At 69.8% G+C, this 15,679-nt stretch carries 12 protein-coding genes; 10 read left to right on the forward strand and 2 right to left on the reverse strand.

Annotated elements, in window-relative coordinates:
* Nucleotides 1–17: 17 nt before the first annotated feature.
* A complete protein-coding gene (locus ABAZ39_RS20825) occupies nt 18–2,498 on the reverse strand; it encodes a TonB-dependent receptor (RefSeq protein ID WP_247874663.1) in 2,481 nt (826 codons plus the stop codon).
* 270 nt (nt 2,499–2,768) lie between these two features.
* Entirely contained in the window at nt 2,769–3,830 is a 1,062-nt protein-coding gene (locus ABAZ39_RS20830) for a LacI family DNA-binding transcriptional regulator (protein ID WP_040134635.1), read from the reverse strand.
* A gap of 332 nt (nt 3,831–4,162) precedes the next feature.
* Here ABAZ39_RS20830 and ABAZ39_RS20835 point away from each other — a divergent pair, with 332 nt between their 5' ends.
* The 10 genes from ABAZ39_RS20835 (at nt 4,163) to ABAZ39_RS20880 (ending at nt 15,668) form a co-directional block, all read left to right on the forward strand.
* Nucleotides 4,163–4,927 (forward strand): SDR family oxidoreductase, encoded by a 765-nt coding sequence (locus tag ABAZ39_RS20835; RefSeq protein WP_040134637.1) that lies wholly within the window; start codon nt 4,163–4,165, stop codon nt 4,925–4,927.
* 79 nt (nt 4,928–5,006) lie between these two features.
* On the forward strand, nt 5,007–6,254 hold the full coding sequence (locus ABAZ39_RS20840) for a CaiB/BaiF CoA transferase family protein (protein ID WP_040134638.1): 1,248 nt from the start codon (nt 5,007–5,009) through the stop codon (nt 6,252–6,254).
* Nucleotides 6,236–7,399, forward strand: a complete 1,164-nt coding sequence (locus ABAZ39_RS20845; RefSeq protein WP_040134641.1) for an ABC transporter substrate-binding protein — start codon at nt 6,236–6,238, stop codon at nt 7,397–7,399. Before ABAZ39_RS20840 ends, ABAZ39_RS20845 begins: the two co-directional genes overlap by 19 nt.
* Nucleotides 7,400–7,409: 10 nt before the next feature.
* A complete protein-coding gene (locus ABAZ39_RS20850; protein WP_051140522.1) occupies nt 7,410–8,207 on the forward strand; it encodes an enoyl-CoA hydratase/isomerase family protein in 798 nt (265 codons plus the stop codon).
* A gap of 31 nt (nt 8,208–8,238) precedes the next feature.
* Entirely contained in the window at nt 8,239–9,423 is a 1,185-nt protein-coding gene (locus tag ABAZ39_RS20855; RefSeq protein WP_051658307.1) for a fumarylacetoacetate hydrolase family protein, read from the forward strand.
* Nucleotides 9,424–9,469: 46 nt separating this feature from the next.
* Nucleotides 9,470–11,050, forward strand: a complete 1,581-nt coding sequence (locus ABAZ39_RS20860; RefSeq protein ID WP_040134643.1) for an aldehyde dehydrogenase (NADP(+)) — start codon at nt 9,470–9,472, stop codon at nt 11,048–11,050.
* 100 nt (nt 11,051–11,150) lie between these two features.
* Nucleotides 11,151–12,416, forward strand: coding sequence for an ABC transporter substrate-binding protein (locus ABAZ39_RS20865; RefSeq protein ID WP_051658308.1), 1,266 nt, complete (start codon nt 11,151–11,153; stop codon nt 12,414–12,416).
* A 206-nt stretch (nt 12,417–12,622) separates the two neighbouring features.
* On the forward strand, nt 12,623–13,561 hold the full coding sequence (locus ABAZ39_RS20870) for a carbohydrate ABC transporter permease (protein ID WP_144243601.1): 939 nt from the start codon (nt 12,623–12,625) through the stop codon (nt 13,559–13,561).
* A 4-nt stretch (nt 13,562–13,565) separates the two neighbouring features.
* A complete protein-coding gene (locus ABAZ39_RS20875; protein ID WP_035677626.1) occupies nt 13,566–14,387 on the forward strand; it encodes a carbohydrate ABC transporter permease in 822 nt (273 codons plus the stop codon).
* A 60-nt stretch (nt 14,388–14,447) separates the two neighbouring features.
* Entirely contained in the window at nt 14,448–15,668 is a 1,221-nt protein-coding gene (locus tag ABAZ39_RS20880; RefSeq protein WP_051658309.1) for an ABC transporter ATP-binding protein, read from the forward strand.
* The last annotated feature ends 11 nt before the right edge of the window (nt 15,669–15,679 follow it).

Genomic DNA, 15,679 nt, shown 5'->3' on the forward strand with positions numbered 1-15,679 from the left:
CAGGAAGATCGAGAGGTTCAGAAGTCGACGGTGGCGGACAACAGCACCGTCCGCGGCGAACCGACGGTCACGTAGGTGCCGGTGGTCAGCCAGTACTCCTTGTCGAAGAGGTTCTCGACGCTGGCGCGCAGCACGACCGGCCTGCCCGACACGTCGGTGGTGTAGCGGGCACCGATGTCGAAGCGGGTCCAGCCGTCGAAACGCAGCGTGTTGGCGTTGGTCAGGTAGGAGCCGGAGGTGTGGATCACGCGCCCGTTGAGGGCAAGGCCCTCGACCCACGGGGTGTCCCAATCCAGGCTGGCGGAGAAGCTCTTGTCCGGCACGCCGGCGGCGTCGTTGCCCTCTTCCGAGGCGACGGCGGTCTTCGTCAGTTCCGGCTTCAGGAAGGTCGCGCTGGCCATGGCGCGCAGGCCGGGCAGGACCTCGCCGTAGGCGGACAGCTCCAGGCCGCGGTTGCGCTGCTCGCCGTCATAGGCCAGCTCGTTGGACGCGGTACGGATCGAGCTGGGGCGGGTGATCTGGAACACCGCGGCGGTGGTCGTGATGGTCCCCCAGTCGATCTTGACGCCGCCCTCGAGCTGCTTCGACTTGTAGGGTTCGAGCACCGCGCCGGTGTTGGCGTAGCCGGCGCCGACGATGGTGCCGCGCGACAGGCCCTCGGCGTAGTTGCCGTAGACCGCGACGTTCTCCAGCGGCTTGACGACCAGACCGGCGAGCGGCGTCGTGGCGCTGGCGTCGTAATTGCTGGTCTGCGCGCCGGTCGTCGTGCTGAAGCCCTTCACCTTGACCGTCTGGTCGCGCACGCCGAGCGTCAGCAGGACACGGTCGTTGACGAAGGACAGCGTGTCGGCGATGGCGATGCTGCTGAGCGTCGTCTCGGCCGACTTGCGCGGGTCGGTGCGCGGCGCGGTGATGACGGGCAGCGGCGCCGGGTTGTAGATGTTCGACGGGGCCGAGCCGGCGGCCTGGATGTAGGCGTTGCCCTCCTCCCGCTGGAACCCGGTGTAGCCGATGTTGAGTTGGTGGCGGACGGGACCCGTTTCGAAGCGCAGGCGCGCGCCGGCCGTGCCGCTGACCGTCTCGCTGTAGGAATCGTAGTAGGAGTTGCGGACCGTGAAGTTGCCGAGCGCGTTCACGGCGGGGTTGGACTGCGGGAACACCTGATCGTTGGTGCCGTCGCGGTAGCCGATGCCGGCGTAGGCGGTCAGCCACTCCGTGACGTCGAACTCGATGTTCGAGGCGATGGTCTTGTCCTTCTGGACCAGCGTCGTGCCCGGGTACCAGTTGCTCCGCGCGTCGGGCGGCGACGGGATCGCCGTCGTCGTGGACAGGATGCTGATCTGCGGGCGGAAATTGTCGGTGTCGTCGCGCTGGATGATGCCGTCGAGCGACCAGCGCAGCCGCTCGCCCCGGTAATCCACGGCCAGCGAGCCGAGGCCGGTCTTGACGTCTCCGTCCTCGATCGAGGCCTCGCCGCCGCGCAGCAGCCCGTTGAAGCGCACGCCCCAGGCGTTGTTCTCGCCGAAGCGGCGCCCGGTGTCGACATGGACGCCGAAGTTGGCGTCGCTCTGGTACAGCCCGGTCACGCGGGTCAGCGGCTGATCGCCGGCGCGCTTGCTGAGAATGTTGATGCCGCCGCCGATGCTGCCATTGGGGGCGATGCCGTTCATCAGCGCGCCCGGCCCCTTCAGCAGCTCGATCCGCTCGATGATCTGCGACGGCACGCGGTTGGAGGACACCAGCCCGTACATGCCGTTGAAGCCGACGTCACCCGACGGAACGGCGAAGCCGCGGATCTGGAAGGTGTCGTCGAAGCCGTTGCCGCCGGTGGTCGTGCGCACCGACGAATCGTTGATCAGCGTGTCCGCCGCCGTGCGCGCCTGCTGGTTCTCGATCAGTTCGGAGGTGTAGTTCGTCGTGCTGAACGGCGTGTCCAGCGTGTTCTTCGTGCCCAGCAGGCCCAGGGTCCCGCCGCGCGCCACCTGACCGCCGGCGTAGGGCGGCGGCGGCTCGCCCGGCAGCGCGCCGGCGTTGGCCGACACCTGGACGGAGGGCAGCACTGTCGCCCCGGCCGGGGCGTTCACGACCGGCGAAGACCCTTGCGCGACGAGGCCGTACCCCAAGGAGGTGCCCGCGAGCTGATAACCGCTGCCGTCCAGCAGGCGGCGGAAGCCGTCCTCGACCGTCGTCGTTCCGCGCAGCCCCTGGGAGGTCTTGCCCCGGACCTGCGCCGGGTCCACGGCGATGCTCACTCCGGCCTGGGCGGCGAAGCTGCGCAGCGCGGTGTCCAGCGGTCCCGCCGGCACGTTGGCGTCGATCGTGCGCGCCGCCGTCTGGGCCTGCGCGGCCGGCGCGAAGGAAAGGCCGCCCACGAGGACGGCGCTGGCAAAGCAAACGGCCATGGCGACCGGGCGCAGACCCGGTGCGAAGACATCATGCGCGGCGCCGCGGCGGCGGGCGGTCAGGCGCAGAGAGCCCTTGCCGCAAGATTGAGGCATTGTGCCGGTTCCTCTACCAAAAGGTGTATATGTGGCGCAGCGTTAGCGACCGGCACCCTGTCCGTTTCAAAAAAGCCGAACGTCTGCGCTGATCGCCTGAATGCGAATGATTTTCATTCTAAGCATCAGCCGACGGATCGCGCAAGGGGGCAACGTCACCGTTCCGGTGATCGTTTATGTCTTTATGTCCGTGACTTTCTTACGGGAATTCTGGATGCTTCAAGTCCCTTTCCCCCACAGGGGAGAGGGTTATGAAGCCCCCGGCAGGCTTCAGGCGCTGCCCCGTACCAGCAATTCGAACCCCACGTCCTGGGTGCGGTTCTCCACCTCGCCGCCCTGCATCCGCCGCAGCAGGAGGTTGGCGGATTCCATGCCGATCTTGCGGCTGGCGATGGCGATGGTGGTCAGGCCCGGCGTCAGTTGCCCAGCGATGTCGTAATTGCCGAACCCGGTGATCGCCAGATCCTTCGGCACCGAGATCCCTAGGCCGCTGCAGGCCAGCAGGGCGCCCGAGGCCAGCACGTCGCTGACGAACACCACGGCGTCGGTGTCGGGATGCTGCTCCCGGACCAGCTTCAGCAGCTCCACGCCGGTCGCCATCACCATCGGCCCGCTGGCGACGGTGACGACGCGCGGCGTCACGCCCGGGAAATGACGCTCATGGGCGTCCTGGAAGCCCTTCAGACGCTCCTTGGCGCGGTGGTCGCCCGGCTTCATGACGCCCGTGAAGGCCAGCCGGCGATAGCCGCGCCCCACGAGATGGTCGACCACGCTCATCAGGGCGGCGTGGTTGGAGAAGCCGACCAGCATGTCGACGGGGCGGTTCGTCCAACTCCAGCTTTCGACCACCGGAACCCCGGTGCGCTTCAGGAGGGCCGTGGTTTCCTGGGTGTGGCGGGTGCCGATGATGAAGAAGCCGTCGGGGCGCCGCCCGCTGAAGCTGCGGACCAGCGACTCCTCCCGCCCCGCCATGTAGTCGGTGTGGCCGAGGAAGACCTGATAGCCCTCCGGCAACAGGACGTCGGTCAGGCCCTGGATGGTTTCCGCGAAGATCGAGGCGGAGATGGTCGGGATGATCGCCGCCACCGTCATGCTGCGGTTGGAGGCGAGGTGACTCGCCGCCAGATTCTGCACGTAGCGGGTTTCGCGCACCGCCTCCTCGATGCGGGCGAGCGTGTCCGGGCCGACGCTGCGCGGATCGCGGAGCGCGCGCGAGACCGTCTGCGTGGAGACCCCGGCGGCCTGCGCCACATCGGCCATCGTCACCGCGCGGGTCGCGGAGCGCCGCCGTGACTCCGCCTTCCTGAGCGAAAGCTGTCCTTCGTCCGTCACCTGGGATGACCTCTTATCCTGCCTCCGCCGGCCCGCCTTCGGGCACCGACTGGCCGCCTTCTTGTGCATGGCCGCGCCCGCCGTTGCAAGCCGGGCGCGGCCCGTTTCCACAATCCATAGCGCATTTCATGTTAGCGGTCACGTGAACGCTAACGCAATCGCTCACCAAAGATGCTTGATTGCCCCAACCAATCATGTTACCGGTCACGTTAGCGGTCACTCGAAACGAACGCGAAGGCGGACGATCCGGGGGCCGCTGGGAGGGACACCGCGGCGGCCCGATGGCCGCACGGCGGGCAAGCAACAAAGACAAGCAACGAAGCAGGCAAGACATGAGCGTTCTTGCGGACAGCGTCGCCTGGATCACCGGCGGCGGCAGCGGAATCGGGGAGGCCGGCGCGCGGGCGCTGGCGCAGGGCGGCGCCACCGTCGTCCTGTCCGGACGGCGCGAAGACGCGCTCGACCGCGTGGCGGAGTCCATCCGCAACGCCGGCGGCACGGCCGAGACCGCGGTCCTCGACGTGGCCGACGAGGCGGCGGTGCGGCGCGTGGCGGCGGCGATCCTCGACCGCCACGGGCGGATCGACACGCTGGTCGCCAGCGCCGGGATGAACCTGCCCAACCGCAGCTTCCGCGATCTCGGGACGGAGGGCTGGCGGCGGCTGGTCGACGTCAACCTCAACGGCACCATGCACGCCATCCAGGCGGCGCTGCCCGCCATGCGGGAGCGCCGGTCCGGCACCGTCATCATCGTGTCCTCCTGGGTCGGGCGGCACGCGCTCGTCCTCGGCGGCCCCGGATACAACGCGACGAAGCAGGCGCTGGTGACTCTGAGCCACAGCCTGAACATGGAGGAATGGCGCAACGGCCTGCGCTCCTGCGTGGTCATGCCGGGCGAGGTGGCGACCGACCTGCTGGGCCAGCGCCCTTCCCCGCCCCCGGCGGAGGAGATGGCGCGCCTGCTCCAGCCCGAAGACCTGGGCCGCACCATCCGCTTCGTGGCCGAGATGCCGCCCCATGTCTGCGTCAACGAAATCCTCATCAGCCCCGTCTGGAACCGCGCCTTCTTCACCGAAGCCCCGGCGACCAACGGCTGACCATCCATCCCTCCGCCCCATCCTTCCGCGCCATTCCTCCACGTGGCCGGCGGACCCACGGCAACAAGACCCGGACATCATGGACAAGAAACGCAACATCCTCAGCGGTTACCGTGTGCTCGACTGCTCCATCGCCATGGCCGGCCCGCTGGCGGCGCAGCGCCTGGGCGACCTCGGCGCCGACGTGGTGAAGGTGGAGCCGGTGACCGGCGAGTGGCAGCGCCACACGGCGGCCGGCGGCATCACCGGCAACAAGGTGAACGTCTCCTTCCTGTCGCTGAACCGGAACAAGCGCTCCCTCGCTGTCGACCTGAAGAACACCGAGGGCAAGGCCCTGCTGATGGAGCTGGTCAAGACCGCCGACGTCTTCCTCCAGAACTACCGGCCCGGCGTCGCCAAGCGGCTGGGCGTGGACTATGAATCGCTCTCCGCGGTCAACCCGCGCCTGATCTACCTGTCGATTTCCGGCTATGGCGAGACCGGCCCCTACGTCCAGCGTCCGGGCCAGGACCTGCTGTTGCAGGGCATGTCCGGCGCCATGCTGTCGGCGGGCCGCGAGGGCGAGGCCCCGACCCCCGCCGGCCAGTATCTGGTGGACGCGATCACCGGCTACACCGCCTTCGAAGGCGTGCTGGCCGCCCTGCTCCACCGCGAGCGCACCGGCGAAGGGCAGCTCGTCCAGGTCAACATGCTGGACGCCATCACGACGATCCAGATGCAGGAGCTGTCGGTCTTCACGGTCGGCGGCAAGCCGCAGACCCGCTCCGCCGAGCCGCACGCCCACGTCTACATCCGCGCGCCCTACGGCGCCTTCGCGACCAGCGACGGCTTCATCATCGTGGCCTTCCCGCCGCTGAAGCTGCTGGGCGAGCTGATCGGCGAGCCGTCTTTCCTCGACATGGAGGACGAGACCGACAGCTGGTCGCGCCGCGACGAAATCTTCGCCAAGACCCGCGACCGGCTGACCGCGAAGACCTCCGCGGAGTGGCTGGAGCTGTTCAACGCCGCCGGGGTCTGGGCTGGGCCGGTCTACGGCTACGCCGACCTCGTGAACGACCCGCAGATCAAGCACAACGGCACCTTCGTCGAGTACGACCACCCGACCGAGGGCCGCGTCAAGACGCCGGGCTTCCCGATCAAGTTCTCCAAGACCCCCTCGGAGGTCGAGCGCGGTGCCCCCCTGACCGGCGAGCACACCCGCGAGGTTCTGGAGGCCGCCGGCTTCACCGCCGAGGCCGTCGACCGCCTCCTGGCCGCCGGTGTCGTCGCCGCCACCGAGCCGGAGGCGGAGGAAGAGGAGGTTCGGGCATGCGCTACCGCGCGCTGACCTGGGACCACCCGCGCGGCTACAACGCCTTGGCCGCCGCGGCGGCCGGGCTGGACGAGGCGCGCGACGGGCTTGCCCCCGATCTTGCTATCGACTGGGACAAGCAGCCGCTCGAAGGCTTCGAGGCCCATCCGATCGGCGACCTGTGCGCCCGCTACGACCTGATCGTCCTCGACCACCCCCATGTCGGGGAGGCCGTGGCGGAACGCGGCCTGATCCCGCTGGAGGACCTGTTCACCGCCGAGGACATCGCCGGCTGGCAGCGCGACAGCATCGGGCCGAGCCTCGCCAGCTACCGCTTCGCCGACCGGCATTGGGCGCTGCCGCTCGACGCCGCGACGCAGGTCACGGCCTGCCGCGCCGACCTTCTGGACGGGCCGATCCCCGTCACCTGGGCGGAGGTGGCGAGCCTGTCCGAACGGGCGCCGGTCGCCCTGTCGCTGGCCGGGCCGCACGCCTGCCTGACCTTCCTGTCCATGGCGGCGGCCTTCGGCGATCCGCCCGCGGTGGCCGATCCCGACCGGCTGGTCTCGACAGAGGTGGGGACGCAGGTGCTCGACCTCATGGCGACGCTGGCCGGGCGGATGCCGGCGGCGGTGCGCGGGCTGAACCCCATCGGGCTGCTCGGCCACATGGCCCGCACCGACGATGTGGCGCTCTGCCCGCTGGTCTACGGTTACGTCAACTACGCCGCCCCCACCGCTGCGGGCGAGAAACCGGTCACCTTCGCCGACGCGCCGCGCGCCACGGCGGACGGGCGTCCCGGCTCGACGCTGGGCGGCACCGGCATCGGCGTCTCCGTGCGCTGCGAGGTGACGCCCGCCCTGCTCGACCATCTGCGCTGGCTGCTTGGCGCCGAGGCGCAGCGGAGCTTCATCCCGGCCCATGACGGCCAGCCGAGCCGCCGCGACGCCTGGGCGGACGAGGCGGTGAACGCCCGCTGGGGCGGCTTCTACCGCAACACCGCCGCGACGCTGGAGGCCGCCTATGTCCGGCCGCGCCACGCCGGCTACATCGCTTTCCAGGCCGACGCCGCCGCGATGATCCGCGACGCGCTGGCCGACGGCACGCCGCACCCGGCGTTGCTCGACCGTCTGCAACACCGCTACGCCGCCAGCCGCCCGGTTGCCGGCGCCGAACGATAAGGCCCATCCCATGGACTCGCTCAACACCCCCGATCCGGCGCTCGGCGCGGTCACCGTCACGGTGGACGGCTTCGTCGCCACCATCACGCTCGATCGCCCGCAGAAGCTGAACGCGGTAACCCCGGAGATGGCCGCGGAGCTGGTCGCCGCCGTGGCCCGCTGCAACGCCGACGACGACATCCGCTGCGTCGTGCTGACCGGCGCCGGGCCGCGCGCCTTCTGCTGCGGCTCCGACATCCGCGAGCTGGACCGCTACGACACCGCCTGGAACTTCCGCAACCGCGAAGACTATTGCGACGCCATCCGCGGCTTGCGCAAGCCCAGCATCGCCGCGGTCAACGGCTACGCCTTCGGCGGCGGGCTGGAAACGGCGATGAGCTGCGACATCCGCATCGCGTCGGAGAACGCGCAGTTCGGCGCGCCGGAGATCAAGCTCGGCTGGATCGGCGGCGGCGGCGTGGCGGCCTTCCTGTCGCACTCCATCGGCACCTCCAACGCCGCGATGATGATCCTGACCGGCGACCCGATCCCGGCGGACAAGGCACTGGCCTGGGGCCTCGTCAGCGAGGTGGTGCCCGCCGACCGGCTGCTCGCCCGTGCGCAGGAGATCGCCGCCATCGTCGCCAGCCGCGCCCCCATCGCGGCGGAGACGGCGAAGCTGAACCTGAAGGCCGCCCACACCATGCCGGTGGAAAAGGCCATCGAGTACGAGCGCGACCTGCAGACCATCTGCTTCGCCACGGCGGACGCCGCCGAGGGGCGCGCCGCCTTCAAGGAAAAGCGCAGCCCGGTCTTCCGGCGCAAGTAACGACCCGGCGCAAGCAAGAGGAGAGGAAACCATGAGCAAGCGACCCCTTCCCCTCGACCCCGCCGCCGCCCTGCCGGCGGACGAGGGCGCGCTCCTGGTCGGGCGCGCCTGGCGTCCCGGCGTCGGCCCCTCGGTCATCGCCGTGCGCGGCCGGGACGTGTTCGACATCACCAGCCGCGACGCGCCCACCGTGCGCGATCTGGTGGAGACCGGCGCCGCCGCAGCCATCGCCCGCGACCTGCCCGGCGAATGGATCGGCACCGCCGCCGCCATTCTCGCCAATTCCGACGAGGACCGGCGCGACCCGGAGCGGCCCTGGCTGCTGGCCCCCATCGACCTCCAGGCGGTGAAGGCGTCCGGCGTGACCTTCGTGGTCAGCCTGCTGGAGCGCGTCATCGAGGAGCAGGCGCGCGGCGCCCCGAAGAAGGCGCTGGCCATCCGTGCCGACATCGACGCGCTGATCGGGCGCGACCTGTCCAGCCTGAAGCCCGGCTCGCCGGAGGCCATGGAGGTCAAGAAGGCGCTGATCGCCCGCGGGGTGTGGTCGCAGTATCTGGAGGTCGGCATCGGCCCCGACGCCGAGATCTTCACCAAGGGCCAGCCGATGTCGGCGGTCGGCACCGGCGCCCACGTCGGCATCCCGCCCTATTCGGTGTGGAACAACCCGGAGCCGGAAATCGCCGTCCTGGCCTCCAGCCGCGGGGACATCGTCGGCGCCACGCTCGGCAACGACATGAACCTGCGCGACGTCGAGGGGCGCTCCGCCCTGCTGCTCGGCAAGGCCAAGGACAACAACGCCAGCGGCTCCATCGGCCCGTTCATCCGTCTGTTCGACGACCGCTTCACGCTCGACGGTGTGCGCAGCGCCGAGCTTGGGCTGGTGGTCGAGGGCAGCGACGGCTTCCGGCTGGAGGGCTCCAGCTCCATGTCGCAGATCAGCCGCGACCCGGTGGAACTGGTCGAGGCCACCATCGGCGAGAACCACCAGTATCCGGACGGCTTCGTCCTGCTGCTCGGCACTATGTTCGCGCCGGTCGAGGACCGCGACCGTCCGGGCGAGGGCTTCACCCACAAGCTGGACGACGTGGTGACCATCACCGCCCCGGCGCTGGGCAGCCTGACCAACCGGGTCCGCCATTGCGCCGACTGCGCGCCCTGGGACTTCGGCGCCGCCGCGCTGATGCGGAACCTCGCGGGCCGCGGCCTGCTCGGCTGATGCCGCACCAAGACCAAGAGCAGCGCGAACAAGAAAGGACCCGCCCGTGACCCTCACCGGCATGATGCTGATCGGCGCCGAGAGCCACCGCGGCCGCAACGGCGAGATCCACGCCATCGACCCGTCCACCGGGGCAAAGCTGGAACCCGCCTTCGGCGGCGGCGGGACGGCGGAGGTGGACCGCGCCTGCCAGCTCGCCTGGGACGCCTTCGACCGCTTCCGTGAGACCGTACCGGAGGACCGCGCCGTCTTCCTGGAGGCGGTCGCCCGCAACATCCTCGACCTCGGCGACGAGTTGATCGTCCGCGCCATAGCCGAAAGCGGCCTGCCGCGCGCCCGGCTGGAGGGGGAGCGGAGCCGCACCGTCGGCCAGCTCCGCCTGTTCGCCGCGGTGGTGCGGGAAGGAAGCTGGATCGGCGCCCGCATCGATCCGGCCCTGCCGGAGCGGGCTCCCCTGCCCCGCCCCGACCTGCGCCAGCGCCGCATCCCGCTCGGCCCTGTCGCGGTGTTCGGCGCCAGCAACTTCCCACTGGCCTTCTCGGTGGCCGGCGGTGACACCGCCTCGGCCTTCGCCGCCGGCTGCCCGGTGGTGGTCAAGGCCCACTCCGCCCATCCCGGTACGTCGGAGCTGGTCGGCCGCGCCGTCCAGGCGGCCGTCGCCGAATGCGGGCTGCCGGAGGGCGTCTTCTCGCTGATCTTCGGCGCCGGCTCGTCGGTGGGCACGGCGCTGGTCGCCGACCCGCGCATCAAGGCGGTCGGCTTCACCGGGTCGCGCCGCGGCGGCGTGGCGCTGATGGAGGTGGCGGCCAAGCGCCCGGAACCGATCCCCGTCTACGCGGAGATGAGCAGCATCAACCCGGTCTTCCTGCTGCCGGCGGCGCTCGCCGCGCGGGCGGAGGCTCTGGGCCGGGGCTTCGTCGCCTCGCTGACGCTGGGCGCCGGGCAGTTCTGCACCAACCCCGGCATTCTGCTGGCGGTGGACGGGCCGGACCTCGACCGTTTCGTGGCGTCCGCCGTGGAGGCGCTGGGCGGCAGCGCGGCGCCGACCATGCTGACGCCGGGCATCCACGCGGCCTTCGACGCCGGGGTGGCCGCCCTGGCCGACAACGCCCACGTGGCGACGCTGGCCCGCGGGCTGGACGGCGACGGCCCCAACCGGTGCCGGGCGGCGCTGTTCGCCACGACCGCCGACGCCTTCCTCGACGACCCGGCCCTGCGGGAGGAGGTGTTCGGCGCCGCCTCGCTGCTCATCCGCTGCCCGGATCTGGAGTCCTTGCGCGCGGTGGCGGAACGGCTGGACGGCCAGCTCACCGCGACCCTGCAGATGGACGCGGCGGACACCGGAGCGGCGGCGGTCCTGCTGCCGACGCTGGAACGCAAGGCCGGCCGCATCCTGGCCAACGGCTGGCCGACGGGCGTCGAGGTCTGCCACGCCATGGTGCATGGCGGCCCCTTCCCGGCCACGTCGGACGGCCGCACCACCTCGGTCGGCACGGCGGCCATCGAGCGGTTCCTGCGGCCCGTCTGCTACCAGGACATCCCGGCCGACCTGCTGCCGCAAGCCCTGCGCGACGGCAATCCGCTGGGGCTGTGGCGCCGGTTCGACGGAGCGTTGGGCCGGCACTGAACCCCGACCACCGGCCCGCATACTCTGGTATGGTTCCAGGATTGCGGGCCAAACCAACCAAAAAAGACAGTAAACGAACAAATTCAGAGGAGGACGCAGCATGAAGCCGTTTCTGAGCGCAATCACGGGCATCACCCCCCTTCTGGCCGGCGGGCTCGCCGCCGCCTTGGCGCTGGGCACCGCGTCGGTCGCCCTGGCCCAATCGTCGGGCAAGACGGTGGTGACCTTCGCTGCGTCCCACTTCGCCGAGGTCGGCCGCGGCGACCGGCTGAAGGCCTGGGTGGAAAAGTTCAACCAGTCCCAGCCCGACATCGAGGTGAAGCCGGTCACCATCCCCTTCTCCTCCTTCGCCACCACCATCTTCACGCAGATGGGCGGCAACGGCGGCCCCGACGTGATCCGCTTCGACCTGCCGGAGTTCTACGCCGCGGTGGCCGCCAAGTCGGTCCTGCCGATCGACGACATTGTGAAGGACGGCGCCCACAACTTCACCGCCGCCGACCAGTACATGAAGGTCGAGGGCAAGCGCTACGGCTTCGCCTTCGACACCGCCAACTACGCGATGGTCTACAACGCCGCGCTGCTGCCCAACGGCACGCCACCCAAGACCTTCGAGGAGTTCGTGAAGCTCGGCAAGGAGGCGACGAAGGACGGCAACTACGGCTTCGCCTTCCGCGCCACGATGGCCGAGCGCGGCGGCGTCTGGTACGACCTGACCAACTTCGTCTACGGCTTCGGCGGGCGCTGGTCCAAGCCGGACGGCACGCCGACCTTCAACAGCCCGGAGGTCGTGGCGGGCGTCGCCGCCTACAAGACCGTGTACGACGCCGGCATGATCCCCAAGGGCACCGACGCCGCCACCTACCGGCGGATGTTCTGGGAAGGCAAGGTCGCCATGGAGATCGACAACGGCGGCGTCGCCACCATCCTGACCTCGCAGGGCAAGGCGCACCCCATCGCCGCCGCCCCGTCGCCCTTCCCGCACAAGGAACAGGGCATGATCCTGGCTCCGGTGACCATCAACGCCAACACCAAGGTGAAGGACGCCGCCGGCAAGTTCCTGCAATGGGCGCTCCAGCCCCAGCAGCAGCAGGAACTCCAGACCCTGCTCGGCGCCGCCAACGTCGCGACGACGGTGGAGCGCACGCCGGAGGAGCTTCAGGCCATGCCCTGGCTGAAGGTGTACGACGCGCAGACCCCGAACAGCGTGCCGGCCCTGCCGCAGGGGCTTGAGACCAAGGCGCCGGAGATCCAGCAGATCATCGTCCAGCAGCTCCTCAAGGTGCTCCAGGGCGGCGTCGCCCCGCAGACCGCCATGGACGAGGCGCAGCGTCTGATCACCGCCCGCGTGCTCGCCCAAAAGTAACGCCCGCACAATTCCAGGGCGATCGCATTCGTCCATCCTTTTAGCCCTCTCCCCCCTGGGGAGAGGGTGGCCCGAAGGGCCGGTGAGGGGGTTGCGCATAACCGTACGTTCGGCAAAAGCGCAACCCCCTCACCCTAACCCTCTCCCCAGAGGGGAGAGGGAATGTCGGATGCGATCGCCGTGGTCCCAACTCCGGATACCGCATCATGATGAGCAGGACCGTGAGCCAGCCCAGGGCCGCCGCGCGGCGCGCGCCGATCGACCATGGCCGCTGGGTTCCCGCGCTCTTCGTCGCCCCGGTGGCGCTCTACCTCCTGGTCTTCCAGGGCTACCCGCTGGTGCAGGAATTCCTGCTCAGCGTCACCTCCACCTCGCTGCTCTCGCCGGGCCAGCAGACCTACGTCGGGCTGGACAATTACCGCGAACTCGTCTTCGACCCGGAGTTCCATCAGGTCCTGCGCGTCACCGCGGTCTACACGCTGGTCTGCGTGGTCGCCTCCATCGGGCTCGGCCTGCTGGCGGCGCTGCTGCTCGACGGCACCTTCCGGGGGCGCGGCATCGCCCGCGCGCTGGTCACCATTCCGTGGGCCGCCCCGCCGGTCGCCGCGGCGCTGATCTTCGTGTGGATGTTCAACGCGCAGTACGGCCTGTTCAGCCACCTCGCCCAGTTCGTGGGCTTCGCCGAGGGTGGGGTGAACTGGCTGGACGAGCCGTCCTTCGCCCTGCCGGCCATCCTGATCACCACGATCTGGCAGATCTTCCCCTTCTCCTCCGTCGTCATCCTGGCCGCCCTCCAGGGCGTGCCGTCGGAGCTGCGCGAGGCGGCGGTGATCGACGGGGCCGACCGGCTGAGCATCTTCCGCGCCGTCACCTGGCCGACCATCCGCCCGTCGGTGGCCCTGCTGACCCTGCTCATCACCGTGTGGTCGCTGCGCCGCTTCGACGTGATCTGGCTGATGACCCAGGGCGGTCCGCTGGGCGAGACCAACACGCTGGTCATCGACCTCTACCGCCGCGCCTTCGTCTATCTCGACCTCGGCCGGGCGGCGGCGGTGGGCATCATCGGGCTGGTCGTCGCGATCCTGGTGACGCTGGTCTATTTCTGGCTGTCGACGCGGGCGGAAAAGGCCGCCGGGAAACGGTGATCTCATGAAACACAATTCCACGGCCCGCACGCTCGCCGTCCTGGTCCTCCTCGGGGTGGCGGCCTTCCCGCTCTACTGGATGCTGGTGACCTCGCTCACCCCGTCGGAGCGGCTGTTCGACGACACGCCGAACCTGCTGCCGACGCTGTCGCAGATCGGCACCTACGCCGCCGCCTTCACCGAGACCTCGCTGCGCCAATGGCTGGTCAACAGCCTGATCGTCGCGGTCGGCACGACGGTGCTGAGCATCCTTTTGTCGGTGCTGCCGGCCTACGCTCTGTCGCGGCTGACCTTCAACGGCAAGCTGCTGCTCGGCTTCGCGCTGTTCATGACGCAGATGCTGCCGGAAGCGATGCTGGTGGTGCCGCTCTACGACATCTTCACCAAGCTGTCGCTGCTCAACACGCTGCTCGGCCTGATCCTGGCCAACACGGCCTTCACGGTGCCGGTGGTGACCTGGATCCTGAAGGGCGCCATCGACGGCGTGCCGTCGGAGATCGAGGAGGCCGCAAGGGTCGACGGCTGCTCCCGCCTCGGCATCGTGCTGGCGGTGGTGGTGCCGCTGATCGCGCCGACATTGGCCGCCGCGGCGGTGATCGCCTTCTTCCACGGCTGGAACGAGTATGTCTTCGCCCAGACCTTCATCAGCGACGACGCCCTGCGCACCGCCTCGGTCGGCCTCGCCAGCTTCGTGGGCGAGCTGAGCACGCCGGTGCACACGGTCATGGCGGTCGGCTTCATCTACACGCTGCCGGCGGTCGTCTTCTACCTGTTCGTCCAACGCTACGTGGTCGCCGGCATGACGACCGGCGGCGTCAAGGGCTGACCGTGGGCCGATCCCGCCCCCCTTGCACCGACACGCCCGAGAGATAAAAGGGAAAAGCCCATGGCTATCAAACTGCAGAACGTCACGAAGTCCTTCGGTTCGCTGACCGTGATCGACAACGTGAGCCTGGAGGCCGGCGACGACGAGTTCCTGGTGCTGCTCGGCCCGTCGGGCTGCGGCAAGTCCACCATCCTGCGCATGATCGCGGGGCTTGAGACGGTGACCAGCGGCGAGATCCATCTCGGCGGCAAGCGGGTCGACGAACTGCCGCCCAGCGACCGCGACATGGCCTTCGTCTTCCAGTCCTACGCGCTCTACCCGCACATGACGGTGCGGCGGAACATCGCCTTCCCGCTGATCATGCGGCAGTTCCGCTGGTGGTTCCACATCCCCTTCATCGGCGACTACTTCAAGCGCCGCATCGAGAACTCGCCGGAGGTGCGCGAGCTGGTGGAGCGCACCGCCGACACGCTGGCTCTGACCAAGGTGCTGGACCGTCACCCGCGCACCCTGTCGGGCGGCCAGCGCCAGCGCGTGGCGCTCGGCCGCGCCATGGTGCGCGAGCCGTCGGCCTTCCTGATGGACGAACCGCTGTCGAACCTCGACGCCAAGCTGCGCACCGCCATGCGGGCGGAGATCACCCAGCTCCACCAGCGGGTCGGCGGCAACTTCGTCTACGTCACCCACGACCAGATCGAGGCGATGACCATGGGCACCCGCATCGCGCTGATGCGCGACGGGCATCTCCAGCAATACGGCACCCCGCGCGAGATCTACGAGAAGCCGGCCAACACCTACGTCGCCCGTTTCATCGGCACGCCGCCGATGAACCTGATCGACGCCGAGGTCGAGGGCATGACCGTGCGCATCGGCAACAGCGTCCTGCCGCTGCCGGACAAGGCGGAGCGCCCGGGCGGCACCAGCCGCATGAAGGTGTGGCTGGGCCTGCGCCCCGGCGCGCTCGCCGTCGTCCCGCCGGGCCAGGGCAAGAGCCTGCCGGGCACCGTCACCCTGGTCGAGCATGTGGGGGCGGAATCGCTGATCTCGGTGAAGCTGTCCGGAGTCCACACCGCCCACGACGACGACGGCGGCCTGACGGACGAGGTGATGGTCTCCGTCCCCGGCTACAGCGAGCTGCGCGTCGGCGAGGCGGTCGGCATCGACTGCCTGCTGAAGGACTTCTCCCTGTTCGAGAAGGACAGCGGCCTCCGCGTCGGCGGGCGGGCCGCGGAGGACTTCCTGGCCGGCGGGCGCGTCGGCACCATCCGGACGGCCTCCTGACGCGATCCGCA

It is taken from the genome of Azospirillum argentinense (assembly GCF_000632475.1).
Classification (GTDB): Bacteria; Pseudomonadota; Alphaproteobacteria; order Azospirillales; family Azospirillaceae; genus Azospirillum; species Azospirillum baldaniorum.

Coding starts and splice junctions, on each gene's coding strand:
- ABAZ39_RS20825 (WP_247874663.1), bottom strand. CDS start 2,498: ATGCCTCAATCTTGCGGCAAGGGCTCTCTGCGCCTGACCGCCCGCCGC.
- ABAZ39_RS20835 (WP_040134637.1), top strand. CDS start 4,163: ATGAGCGTTCTTGCGGACAGCGTCGCCTGGATCACCGGCGGCGGCAGC.
- ABAZ39_RS20840 (WP_040134638.1), top strand. CDS start 5,007: ATGGACAAGAAACGCAACATCCTCAGCGGTTACCGTGTGCTCGACTGC.
- ABAZ39_RS20845 (WP_040134641.1), top strand. CDS start 6,236: ATGCGCTACCGCGCGCTGACCTGGGACCACCCGCGCGGCTACAACGCC.
- ABAZ39_RS20850 (WP_051140522.1), top strand. CDS start 7,410: ATGGACTCGCTCAACACCCCCGATCCGGCGCTCGGCGCGGTCACCGTC.
- ABAZ39_RS20855 (WP_051658307.1), top strand. CDS start 8,239: ATGAGCAAGCGACCCCTTCCCCTCGACCCCGCCGCCGCCCTGCCGGCG.
- ABAZ39_RS20865 (WP_051658308.1), top strand. CDS start 11,151: ATGAAGCCGTTTCTGAGCGCAATCACGGGCATCACCCCCCTTCTGGCC.
- ABAZ39_RS20870 (WP_144243601.1), top strand. CDS start 12,623: ATGATGAGCAGGACCGTGAGCCAGCCCAGGGCCGCCGCGCGGCGCGCG.
- ABAZ39_RS20875 (WP_035677626.1), top strand. CDS start 13,566: ATGAAACACAATTCCACGGCCCGCACGCTCGCCGTCCTGGTCCTCCTC.
- ABAZ39_RS20880 (WP_051658309.1), top strand. CDS start 14,448: ATGGCTATCAAACTGCAGAACGTCACGAAGTCCTTCGGTTCGCTGACC.